This is a genomic window from Microbacterium sp., from assembly GCF_047972865.1.
In the GTDB taxonomy this organism is placed as follows: Bacteria; Actinomycetota; Actinomycetes; order Actinomycetales; family Microbacteriaceae; genus Microbacterium.
This window is the reverse complement of the sequence record NZ_JBKEAY010000188.1, coordinates 1-12,090: the sequence shown is the minus strand read 5'-3', so window position 1 is coordinate 12,090 and position 12,090 is coordinate 1. Positions and strand designations below refer to the sequence as shown.

General features: G+C 70.2%; 5 protein-coding genes and 1 pseudogene. 1 reads left to right on the top strand and 5 read right to left on the bottom strand.

Annotated features, from left to right (window positions below; genetic code table 11):
* Window positions 1–75: 75 nt before the first annotated feature.
* Window positions 76–702, top strand: a pseudogene (locus ACK5KK_RS11205) (GntR family transcriptional regulator); the annotation flags it as partial.
* On the opposite strand, the gene ACK5KK_RS11200 reads toward ACK5KK_RS11205, so the two are convergent.
* The 5 genes from ACK5KK_RS11200 to ACK5KK_RS11180 are packed head-to-tail and all read right to left on the bottom strand — an operon-like array spanning window position 639 to window position 11,946.
* The gene (locus tag ACK5KK_RS11200) at window positions 639–1,235 is read right to left on the bottom strand and encodes an RDD family protein (RefSeq protein ID WP_416890168.1); all 597 of its coding nucleotides are present in this window, start codon (window positions 1,233–1,235) and stop codon (window positions 639–641) included. The pseudogene ACK5KK_RS11205 and the gene ACK5KK_RS11200 sit on opposite strands and share 64 nt — an antisense overlap.
* Entirely contained in the window at window positions 1,232–3,499 is a 2,268-nt protein-coding gene (locus ACK5KK_RS11195) for a transglutaminase-like domain-containing protein (RefSeq protein ID WP_416890167.1), read from the bottom strand. Before ACK5KK_RS11195 ends, ACK5KK_RS11200 begins: the two co-directional genes overlap by 4 nt.
* A complete protein-coding gene (locus tag ACK5KK_RS11190) occupies window positions 3,496–4,887 on the bottom strand; it encodes a DUF58 domain-containing protein (RefSeq protein ID WP_416890166.1) in 1,392 nt (463 codons plus the stop codon). Before ACK5KK_RS11190 ends, ACK5KK_RS11195 begins: the two co-directional genes overlap by 4 nt.
* The gene (locus ACK5KK_RS11185; protein ID WP_416890165.1) at window positions 4,884–5,858 is read right to left on the bottom strand and encodes an AAA family ATPase; all 975 of its coding nucleotides are present in this window, start codon (window positions 5,856–5,858) and stop codon (window positions 4,884–4,886) included. The genes ACK5KK_RS11190 and ACK5KK_RS11185 overlap by 4 nt, the downstream gene beginning before the upstream one ends.
* Window positions 5,859–5,898: 40 nt before the next feature.
* Window positions 5,899–11,946 carry an Ig-like domain-containing protein gene (locus ACK5KK_RS11180; protein ID WP_416890164.1) on the bottom strand — a complete coding sequence of 2,016 codons (6,048 nt, stop codon included), beginning with the start codon at window positions 11,944–11,946 and terminating at the stop codon, window positions 5,899–5,901.
* Between the last annotated feature and the right edge of the window lie 144 nt (window positions 11,947–12,090).

Here is a 12,090-nt window from a genome sequence, read left to right as displayed (position 1 = left end):
GTGTTCTCGGATTTCACCTCTGGTTAATATTGCGACTGGCCAGGCCCCGCTTATCTCACTCCCCCTCGGATACAGATGCCGATTCGGAAATCCGCACGGTCGACCCCCAGACGCAGCGGGGAGATCACTGCCCGAGTCTATGAGCGGCTGCGGGACCAGATTCTCGACGGCGCGTTCCCGCAGGGAATGCACATCTCGATTCAGTCCGTCGCGACCTCGATGCACACGAGCAACGGGCCGGTGATCACCGCGCTGCACCGGCTCGGCCACGAAGGTCTCGTCCAGCATGCCCGCGGGTCGGGATACCGGATTGCCGAGTGGACGCCGCAACTGCTGGATCACCTGCTGGTCGTCCGACGGGCCCTGGAAACCGAAGCGGCGCGCCTGGCCGCGCGGCGCGCCAATCGCGAAGACATCGAACGACTGCAGGGGCATATCACGCAAATGGAGGCGATGGTGGCCGAAGGCCGCCGCGCTGACGCCGAGAGGATCGACGTTGAGCTGCACGTGGCGATCGTGAAGCTGAGTCGGAACCCCGCCCTGATCGACACACTTGCCCGAAGCCACATGCTCGAGTTCGTACGTCGCCGTCTCCTGGCCAACGAGCCGCGGGGCGACTTCAAGAATATGGCCGCCAATCACCAGATTCTCGTGGATGCGATCGCGTCCGGAGATCCGGACAAGGCAGGTAAGGCGATGCACTGGCACCTGAGGAGCAAGTCGCCATCGACGGCCGGCGGCCGCGGGGGTAGCGGAGGCCGCGCGTCCGCCGCGGGAGACACCGGTGGCCGCGGGGCCGCCTGCACCCGCACGCGACGCGCTGCGGTCATGACCGTGCCGGCGGCGAGGTCATGCCAGCCGCGATGCCACTGCGAGCGGTCGTCGAGGGGGGAGAAGGCCCCGACCACGACGATCGAGCCGAGGGTCCAGGTCACGCCCCGCACCAGGGCCCTGCCGAAACCGATCGGAGCCCCGGAGGGGTCGTCGACGTGGCCGAGTCGCAACCCGAACACCCGCATTCCGATCGAGCCCGCCCCGCCCTGCATCGCCGTGTGTGCGAGGAACCCGGCGACCGCGGTGACCACGGCCACCCAGATCGACGCGCTCAGCGAGAACCCGCCCGAGATCGCCACGGCCATCACGATCACCCCACCGACGATCAGCGCGGCGATCAGCGTATTGATGACGGCCGCACCGATGCGCGCGCGCAACGTGGCCGGAACCCGGTGTGTCATGATCGCTTCCTCCGCTGCCGGAACGACCGAAGGCTGAGGCGCGCTCGCACCCGTTGCCGCCGGGTCGTCGCCTGCGTCATCCCTCCGACGATATCGTCCACCTCCCGCCAGAACGCCGACACCTCGTCGGCGCTCGGCTCACCGGGTCCGTACACCTCGGCATCCGCCCGCTCCGCCAGCGCAACCACACGCGCGTCCTCGAACCGGTGCTCGACGACCGCGGCACTTTCTACCCGCGTCGCACCGAGGGCCACGGGGGCCCGCAGATCGATCGCCCGATCGACGAGCTCATCCCATCCGCCCGAGATGCGGTCGGCCGACCGTTCCGCGCGCAGCCGGCGCACGCGGCGGCTCGCTTTGACGGCACCGATGATCACGAACGGCGCGCACAGCAGCAGCACGACCGCGAGACTGATCCCGCCGGCAACGAACACCGTGGTGATCCAGCCGGGTTCGGGTGGCTTCTCGTCATCCTGTTCGCGCTCCTCGGCGATGGAGGGCGGCAGTTCCGCCGGCTCCTGGGCGGGCGGCGGGGGCTGCAGCACCTGGGGCTTCGGGTTGGCCCGCGGCCGAGTGTTCTGTTCGCTCGGCTCGTTGTCCTCGTCGGGCGTCGGGTCGAACGGCACCCATCCGTAGCCGTCGAACGCGATCTCGACCCACGCGTGCAGGTTGTTCCCGGTCGCCACGAACGGTTCGGCGCCGGCGTTGTCCTCATCCGGATACCACCCCATGACCACCCGCGCGGGCATCCCCAGCTGCCGGCCGATCAGCGCCATCGCAACGGCGTACTGCTCGTCGTCCCCGATCATCTGCTCGCCGGCGAGCAGCTGGACGATCCGCGCCGCGCCATGACCCGAGGGCGACAGCGGGTCCCCTTCCAGCCCGTGACTGAAGTAGCCGTCGCCGCTCAGCCAGGCCTGCAGACTCCGGGCCCGTTCGATCGGGGACTCGGCTTCTTCGATCGCATCGGTCGCCTCGTCGACGATGCCCTCCGGAACCCCGCTCTGGGCGGGCATCTTGAGTGGGGCGAACGGGACGTCGACCAGGGTCGCATCGCTCGGGACGGCGGGGATCACCGTCGTGACAGTGTAGGCGTCGCCCTCGACCAGTCCCGAGGAGACGACCGCGGTGCCGGTGCCGTCGTTGTAGAAGGCGTTGCGGCGGCGGTCATCCGCGTCCGCACCCTGGAACGTGATCTCCTGCACCGCGCCGACGTCGGGGAGCCACACCCCGTCGAGTCCCTCGATCTCGAACGAGACCTCGGCGTCGGCACCGGTCGCATCCGGGCTCATGTTCGCGCGCAGCGGGCGGAACGCGGCGGAGGAACCGGCGCCGTCCTCGGCCACGTTGTAGACGACGCCGTTGTAGGCGTCCATGGTGGCCAGACGCACCCGGGCCTTCTCGGGCAGTCCCGTCGCCGTGAACAGGGGCTCGTCGGCGAAATCGCGCACGAACCGCCGGTACGACTGCAGCGGGCTGGGGTACTCGTGCAGGTCGAACGGGGGCACGACGAAGTCACGCAGCACGTACCGCTGCGTGGGAGGGGTCGCGAACGCCGCCGTGGCGACCCCGGCTCCCGCGGCCACGGCGAGCACGGCCGCACCGGCGACGATCCGGCGCGTCCTCGTGGACCGGCGCGCGACGCCGGACGCACCCGCGGCGGGCTCGACGTGCACAGCGGTGCGCTCGGGGTCCCACACCGTGCGCACCGCCAGCCAGGCCACCGCGACAACGGCGAACACCAGACCCTGCAGCAGCGGCGCGGCGGGCTCGGCGACACCCAGCAGAATCTGGATCACGAGGAAGAGGAGCGCCGGCAGCAGCGTCCAGGCGGCGGGCGTCACGCGAAGCGCGAGCGAACCGGCCAGCACCGAGGCGACCAGAGTCATCGCGAAGACGACGACCAGGTGCCCGTCCGCGTCGGCGACCGGCGGCACGGTCGTGAGCAGTTCCTTCCAGGACGTGACCGCACTGAGCGCGAGCCGGCGCAAGGTCTCCCACGTGGGAATCACACCGCCGACGACGGTCGCCGGCAGCGCGAGGGCACCGCCGAACAGGAAGTAGGCCACCGCGGTCAGTCCGGCCAGAGCGAGTACACCGAGGCGGCGCCAGCGGCCGAGCAGGGCGATGGCCAGGCCGATCACGAGCGCGCCGACGCCGCAGATCAGATACCCGACGCCCTCGAACGTCGGGCCGAAACCGACGATGCCGACGGCCAGGAGGAGGGCGACAGCGAGGAGGTCGACGATCGTCCGACGCGTCATGCCAGCACCCTCCGCACGGCGCGGGGAAGCTGATCCAGCGCGCCCAGCGCGACCAGGTCGGCGTCGCCGATGCGCCGCAGCTCCGGGGCGCTCCGGCCGTCCTCGGCGACGACGGCGAGCACCCGGACGTCGCGCGGCAGCCGGGAGCAGGCGGCCCGCAACCGGCCCGGGTCGGCGCGGCTCCCGGTGATCAGCACCGCGATCGCCGCCTGCGGCGAGTGGGCGGCGGCTGCGCCGGCGAGGTCGGCGATGGTCCCGGCACGCGGACGCGATTGCCCCAGCCCGGACAGCTCGTCGAGCAGGGCGCGCGGCGACCGCGTGCGCAGGGCGCCCTGCGGGACGCGTGCGTCCAGTACCCGCGCGTCGCTGAGCGCGCGCAGCCCGACCGAGCCGGCGATCGAGATCGCGAGTTCGAACTCGTCGGGGGCGCCGTATTCGTCGGCGTTGGTGGACAGCCCGATCACGAAGTGCGATCGGCGTGTCTGCTCGTACTGGCGGACCATCAGCCGGCCGATGCGTGCGGTCGACTTCCAGTGCACATGGCGCAGGTCGTCGCCGGGCTGGTACTCGCGCAGCGCGTGGAACGAGACGTCGTCCCGTTCCAGTTGCCGCACCGGGAGCCCCTCCAGATCCCGCATCCGCCCGAGCGAGAGCCCACTGAGGTCGGTCGTGCGGGGGTGCACGTACAGATCGGTGGCGGCCCGCCGGTTGTGCGTGCGCTCGAACAGGCCGATCGGGTCGCCGCGCAGAACGCTGACCGGACCCACCGCCAGCACCCCTCGTGCGCGGGTGGGGATCGCGAAGAGCTCTTCGTGCTCCTCCCCCACCGCCAGGCGCGGGACGGCGAAGATCCCTCGACCGGACCCCACCGGCAGAACCACCTCCGACGGCAGAATCGCTCGAGCGGTGTCGTTTCGCAGCGTGAGTCCGCCGATGGCGCGTTCGCCGACCACGACGCGGCTGCGGGTCAGATCGAGCTCGACGTCGTACGTCGTGCGCCCGATGAGGAAGAACAGGCACACCGCGATCACCGTCGTCACGACGGCGGCGGCGATCATCATCTCCTGCCACCCGAGCCACAGGGCCACCGCCCACAGCACGGCGGCCACGGCTATCACGACCCAGCCGAGCGGGCGGATGACGCCGGCGACGGACCGCAACCGCGACGCGACGCGGAGGAGCCACGCCGCGCGGCGCTCGCGACGCTCCCGCCGGGCGTCGTCCGCAGCCGCCGTATCCGCCGCACGCGTCGGGCCTGAGAACGGCCGGTCGCGGCGCGGCCGGTCCTGGGGCGGCTGCTCGTGGAGGGGTGCGGCGGGTTCGGGGCGCGCCGGTTCGTCCCGCGGCGTGACGCTCGCGGGCTGATCGGTGTCGTGCACCGCGGTCATCCGTCTGCAGCCCTCGCCAGCGGCGCGTCGACGTCGGCCAGGGCACCCTGGACGACCTTGTCGGCGGTGACCCCGGAGAACTCCGCCTCCGGGTCGAGGACCAGACGGTGGTTCCACACAGGCTCGGCCAGGATCTTGATGTCGTCGGGGATCACGTAATGCCGGCCGTGCGCGGCGGCGAAGACCTTGGCGACGCGAACCATCGAGATCGCGCCGCGCACCGACACTCCCAGCCGCGTGGATTCGGAGGCGCGGGTGGCCTCGACGAGTTGCGCCGCGTACCGCGCGACGGCGGGGTCGACGTGCACGCTCCCAGCCAGGTCTGCCATATCGGCGACCGCTCCCGTCGTGATCACCGGACTGAGTCGCGCCGAGGGGTCCCGATCGGCGACACCCACGAGGATGCGCTCGGCGACCGCCAGCGACGGGTAGCCGATGGAGGTCTTGATCATGAACCGGTCCAGCTGGGCCTCGGGCAGCTTGTACGTCCCGGCCTGCTCGATCGGGTTCTGGGTCGCGATGACCAGGAACGGCCGTCCCACCTCGTGGGCGATGCCGTCCACGGTGACCCGGGATTCTTCCATCACCTCAAGCAACGCCGATTGCGTTTTGGGCGAGGCTCGGTTGATCTCGTCGGCCAGCACGATCGGGGCGAACACGGGCCCGCGGTGGAACTCGAACCGGTGCTCCTGCTGATCGTAGATCGTCACGCCGGTCACGTCGGAGGGGAGCAGGTCGGGGGTGAACTGGATGCGGGCGCTACTGCCCTGCACGCTCGCCGCGAGCGCCTTGGCCAGACTGGTCTTGCCGGTGCCGGGCGCATCCTCCAGGAGCACGTGCCCCTCGGCCAGCATCGCCGACAGCACCAGCCCCACGACATCGCGCTTGCCCATGAGCGCGCGATCGACGTTGTCGACCAGTTTGGTGAAGGTGTCGCGGAACCAGGCCGCCTGTTCGGGTGTCATGCTCATTCGGGAATATCCTTGCTGGATCGGGATTTTCGGGTTCGGGTCACCAGGAACTGGTTTCGTAGTTCGTGCCGTTGATCCTGACCCACACCGTCGCGTCGGAGGCTGAGCCGTAGTAGCAGCCGGACAGCTCCTGCTGGCCGTTGGCACGGAAGTATCCGACGCCGCTGCCGATCGACGAGCCGTTCGCGTAGCACCGGTACGGGTACGTCCCATCGGGGAAGTTCGACGTCGTCACCAGGAATTGGTCGCAGTCGACGGCGCCGCACTGCACATGGGAACCGTGGCTGACCCGGGCACGGGCCTGAGGGGGCGAGCCGGTGCTCGCGATCACGGTGGCGCTCGTGGTCTGCCCGGCCGCGCTGGTCTCCACCCGGAACGTGCGGCTGGCGCCGTAGCCCACGTCGATGGTCGTGGAGCCGCTGGGGGACACCGTCTGCCACGCGCCGGTGTCGATCCGGACCCGGGTGGTGATGTCGCGGCCGTTGCGCGGCGGGGACTCCCACGAGAAGGTGATCGTCGTGCCGCTCGAGGTCCACCCTGCCGTGGGGCTCCCGATCGGCCCATATGGGGCGACCTGATTCGTCGGTGCGGACGGTTCGCTCTGTTCGCTCACCCCGCCGACCGTCGCAACGGCCCGGATGCGCACCGAGTAGGTCCCGTTGTTGTCGGCGAGACCGTTCCCGATCGACCCTGCGCCGTTGTCGCCGTCGAACATCCAGTCGCTACGCCATGCCCCGCCATTGATCGAGAACTCATAGCTGATCTGTGCGGCCGTCGCCCCGTTGCCCGCGCCGGGGGTCCACATGACCACCACCATGTTGTCGCCGGGACCGGCTTGGACGCCCGTCGGGGCCCCCGGCCGACCGAACGACTGCAGCGGCGCCGAAGCGGCGCTGCGACCTCCCCAGCCTGCCTTGTTCTGTGCGCGGACGCGGAACGTGTAGGAGGTCGTGGAGTTGTCGACGGTCACCGCTTGGCTGGTCTGGCCGGCGGGCACCGAGACGGTACGGATCGTTGCGCCGCCCTGCATGACATCGAGCTGGTACCCCGAGATGGCGTCGCCGTTGCTGGCGGGCTGATTCCAGCTGACCCGCAGCTGATTCTGCGAGCCGACGGCGTCGAGGCGCTGCGTCGTCGGGGCTGCAGGCGCCGACGGCGGCGCGGCGGGGATGTCGGTGGCCGACCAGGCACTCCATCCGGAGGGCTCGGGCGCCTGGTTGTGGGCGCGGACGCGGACCTGATAGGCGGTTCCGTTGGTGAGTCCCTCCCAGACCAGACTCGTCCCGGTCACGTTGACCTTCTGGACGCTCCCCGTGGCGGGCGCTGGAGAGATCTCCAGCGTGTACGACGCAACCGGGGACCCCTCCGTCGGCGGGCGTGTCCACGACACGGCGAGGTTGCTGTCGCCCGCGGTGATCGTCGGCGGGGCCGGCGTCTGCGGCCGCACGTCCGGCCGAGCCGTCTCCGACGGCAGCGAGGGGTCGGAGGTGCCGTTGCGATTGGTCGCGGTGACGATGAAGTTGTACTCGGTGTTGTTGGTCAGCCCGTCCAGTGTGCAGGTCGTGGAGGCGCACTGCTTCGTGTACCCGCCGGACGTCGACGAAACGGTGTAGCCGGTGATGGGTGCACCGTTGTCGATCGGCGCCGTCCACGACAGCACGACCGTGCGGCTTTGCACGCTGGACACGGTGGGCCTGCCGGGCACCTCCGGTCCACTCTGGACGGTGATCCGCACCCGCGCTTCGACTCCACGATTGTCGTCACCGGTGGCGTCCAGGACGCGGTAACGCACCACGATCGTGCCGACGAACGAGCCACCGGGGGTGACCTGCACCCGGTCACCGTTGATGCGGGCCTGCGCCGTCCCGGTCTCGACGGCGGTGCTGACGATGCGCAGCGGGGTGTCGGGGAACGGGTTGACGTCGTTGTCGAGCACCGGGACGTCGAGGGTCTCCCCCTGACGTGCCTCGGCGATCACATCGTCGTTGGCGCTGGCCAACGGGCGGGTGGACGAGACGACGGTCACAGCGATCGACGCACGGACCGGCTCCGACTCGCCGTCGGTGACGGTCACGGTCACCGTCGCACGGGTTCCCGCCTCGGCGTCGGTCGACGCGGATACCCGCAGCAGCGAGCCGTCCACGACGGCGTCCAGCCCCGCAGGAACCGCACCGCCCAGCGCGAACGTCAGCTGATCGCCCGGGTCGGCGTCGGTGGCGAGATCGGCGAGATCGAGCGTGCTCGCCTCTTCGCCGGCCGCGACCGTCATCGAGGCGCCGACCATCTCGGGCGGCACGTTCTCGGGAGGCAACACCGTGATCGGGATCGTCAGTGTCGCCTTGCGTCCGTTCGGGTCGTCGGGGCCGTCCCCGTCAGTCACCTCGAAGGTGAGCGCATCCTGACCGGAGTACTGATCGTTCGAGGTGTACACGAGGGTGCGCTGGTCGCGCACCAGGGAGGCGCCGTCGCCGTGCGAGGCGGCGACCTTCGCGGCCTCGGTCAAGACGACTCCGCGACCCCCCACCGCCTGCACGTAGGCGGCCAACGGCACCTCGACCGTCTCACCGCTGAGCACCTCGATGGCGGCTCCCGCGATGAGGCTCGGCGGCATCGCCTGCAGCGCCGGCACGTGCACGAACGCGGTCGCCGTCTGATCGTCGGCATCCGTGATGCGGTAGGTGATGAGCTGGCTGTCCTCGGTCAGCACGATACGCATCGTGCTGTCGCTGAGGATGCGCGCGTTCTCGCCGCCGGCGCCGATGTCGACGGTCAGGGCGTCGCGGGTGCCGTCGGGGTCACGGTCGTTGAGCAGCACCTCGATGTCCGCCATGCCGTCGTCGGTGACATCCTCCGGGCGTACCCGGTCGTCGTTGGCGATCGGGGGCACCAGCGGCACGTCCGCATCGACGGTGATCTGCACACTCGTGGTCGCGGTCAGCCCACGCGCGTCGACGATCGTGTACTGCACGCTGGTGCGCATCGGCTCGCGAGGGGCGGTGATGTACAGCTGGTTCTCGGTGACCCGCGCCGCAAGCCCCGGCACGTCGGGCACATCGACCGCGTCCACCGCGAAACCGAACGGTTCGCCGTCAGGGTCGGAGTCGTTCGCCAGCACCGGTACCGCGACCTCGCGACCGGGTCGCATGACAATCGCGTCTCGCACGGCGTAGGGCGCCTGGTTGACGGATTCGGCGGGGGCGATACCGACCTGCACCGTCGCCGTTGCCTCCTTGCCCAGCCGGTCACGCACCCGGTAGGTGAACGTGTCGACACCGGTGCTGCCGTCGAAGGCGGTGTAGGTGAAGGTGTCGCCGTCGACGACGTCGACCCGGCCCTTGCTCGGGGCGGACGCGAGGCCGACCAACTCGACGGAATCGCCGTCCTCATCGATGCCGTCCAGCGGCACCGGAACCTCGACGCTCGATCCACTGAGAGTGCGCGCCGTGAGGTCGCGGGGCCGTGGTGCGGCGTTGGACTCGTCGTCGCGCGGAAGCACCTGAATGGTCACGTACCCGGCGTCGCGCTGGCCGGAGGAGTCGACCGCCTCGTACGTGGCGTACACGGTTCCGGGCCGGTCGCCGGCGCGGAACCGGAGCACGTTCTCGGCGACGAAGACCTCGCCGTCCTCGTCATCGACCAGCGGCGGCACCAGCCCCGGTGCGAGGTGCAGCGGGTCACCGTTGGGGTGGTAATCGTTGTCGAGCACGGCGATCGTGACGACATCGCCCGCGCGCACGACGGCACGATCATCGTTCGCGATCGGCGGCCGCAGCCGCTCGGGTGCCGGTACGGGAATCACGACGATCTCACCGGTAGCCGATTTCGACCCGTTCGAGATCGTGTACGTGACCCGGACCTGCGCGGTGAGAGCGCCGAGGTCGGTGATGCGGATGGTCTCGTGGCCGAGAACCGAGGCCGCCACCCCCGATCCCGGCTCGGCGACGACGGACTGGACCACGAGGATGCCGCCGGCGGGGTCGGTGTCGTTGGAGAGCACATTGACCAGAACGTCATCGCCTGCGGGGAGCAACGCGACATCGCGCACCGCGATCGGAGATGGATCGCCTTCGGCGCGGGCGAGCACATCCACGCGGACAACGCCCGGGACGGAGTTCGCTCCCGCCGAGACCAGGTAGTTGACGTAGTAGGTGCCTACGGCGTCCGCGACGAAGGAGAAGGTCTTGTCGGCATAGTCCGGGACGACCCGGGCGCCGTCGACCTCGTCAACGCGGGTCAGCCGCAATGGTTCGGTGCCGGTGCTGGCGTCGTTGGCCAGCGGTGAGACGGTGACGCTGCGGCCCACGCGCGTCACCACGTGATCGGCGTTGGTGACCGGTACCGCCGCGCCCAGCGGACGCACCTCGTACCGGGCGACACCGACCCCCGAGTCGGTCCCGTCGGAGACGACGATGGGAACGTCGATGCGGCCTTGAGTTCCGCCGATGGCGCGGAAGGAGATGTGCCCGTCGGAGGTGAAGTCGGCTTCGTCGCCGCCGTCGACGGCGACGGACTGCAAGAAGATGTCATCGCCGTCGGGATCGATCCAGTCCGGCAACACGTTATAGGCCGCGGTGCCCCCCGCTTCGACGGTCACGGGGGTCACGCGCTTCTGTTCCGGAGGGGCGTTCACGTCCCAGTCGTGCACGGCGACCCGCACGCGGGCCTCGGCGGTGCCGCCGCGGCCATCTTCCGCGCGGTACCGGAAAGTGGTCGTCCCGGTCGCATCCTCGGGAACCACGATCTGCAGCGCCTTGCCGTTGTGGACCGGTTCGAGTTCACCGAATGAGGGCTCATCCAGGGGTACGGCCACCAGCACGTCCCCGTCGGCATCGGTGTCGTTCTCGAGGATCGGCAGGATCGTGGTGCGGCCGGGCCGCACGCCGTACTCGTCGTCTTCCGCGAGCGGGGCGGTGTTCTGGTCGGTGCGCTCGGGAAGGGCAGCCTGCACCGTCTCTTCGGTCGTCTCCTCCTCCTCGTCGCCTTCGCCCTCGGGAGGAGTGAGGTCGTCCCAGTTGTCCACACGCTGCATGGCGTCGCTGGCGAGCCACGCGGCCCCGCCGAACACGTCGTTGAGCACAACCACGTCGCGGTTGACGCGGAACGTCAGGACACCGGTGGGCGCCAGTCCCTCGATGTCCAGCACGAGGTCATCGGTCTCGCCGGGGCAGTCGCGCACGAACCGGGCGCTCTCCGCCCACGCGCCGTACGCGCAGCCGGCGACATACACCGGACGGGTGGGGATGCCCTCGCCGCCGGCGTCCACGACGACCGGCTCCGCGTCGGCGGAGACCCGCACCAGCGCGGTCGGAGTGGCCACTGTGACGGCGTCGGTCGGTTCGGAGGGCTGCTGCAGCACGGCATCGACGGGCACGTCCAGGACGGACCCGTCCGTGCCGTACAGCGTGCGGGCGTCGGTGTCGAAGGCGTAGCCGGTGCGACCGACGACGGTCATCTCGACGTCCGCGGCCGGATCGACCGACGACAGTACGCGGTCACCGACCTGCGAGAACGTGCCGTCATCGCCGCGGGCGTAGGTGAGGATGCGGGGTTGTTCGCGTTCCAGCGCGTAGATGTCACCGTCGACGCCGACCGCGGCGACGGCGTCGTCGCCGAGTTCGGCGATGGGTTCGTTGCCTTGGCCGCCGATCGCCCCGAGACTGCCGAACTCCGCAGCCCACAGTTCGCCCGACGGTTCGGTGACCGCGACGACACCGCCGCCCATCGACACGGCGGCGCCTGCGGGAAGGTCGGTGGTCTGTTCCAGGGCGACCCGGGCGGGGTCGACCGGCGTGGCCTTGTTGGCGACCGGATCGACCACGAGCACCTGCGCGCCGGACTGCAGCACGTCGTATCGCTCGGTGGCGGTGCGCAGCCCGCCGTCGAGGACGCCGGACGAGTGATTGAGGTGGCCGACGAGCAGGCTCGACTGCTTCGTCACCCACACACCGCCGTCGTTGAGGTCGACTTCGGTGGTCGGGTTGCCTTCGTAGACGAACGCGAGGGTGCCTATCGTCACGGCCAGGGCGCTGACGACCCCCACGGACGCGATCGCGCGCGGGCGAGCGCGGAGCCTTGAAAATGCTCTCATCCCAGCTCCCCCCGGAACCATCGCGTCGCGCCGTCACCCCCGGCTCACACGGACCCACGCCGCCGGGCGTACGACCGCTCCAGCCTACGCCAGTCACACGCGTCACACGAATCTCATCCGTATGCTTCGGGCCATACGGGATGC

Excerpts from the sequence above, each read along its gene's own strand:
- ACK5KK_RS11190 (WP_416890166.1), bottom strand. The coding sequence starts at position 4,887 with ATGACCGCGGTGCACGACACCGATCAGCCCGCGAGCGTCACGCCGCGG.
- ACK5KK_RS11180 (WP_416890164.1), bottom strand. The coding sequence starts at position 11,946 with ATGAGAGCATTTTCAAGGCTCCGCGCTCGCCCGCGCGCGATCGCGTCC.
- ACK5KK_RS11195 (WP_416890167.1), bottom strand. The coding sequence starts at position 3,499 with ATGACGCGTCGGACGATCGTCGACCTCCTCGCTGTCGCCCTCCTCCTG.
- ACK5KK_RS11200 (WP_416890168.1), bottom strand. The coding sequence starts at position 1,235 with ATGACACACCGGGTTCCGGCCACGTTGCGCGCGCGCATCGGTGCGGCC.
- ACK5KK_RS11185 (WP_416890165.1), bottom strand. The coding sequence starts at position 5,858 with ATGAGCATGACACCCGAACAGGCGGCCTGGTTCCGCGACACCTTCACC.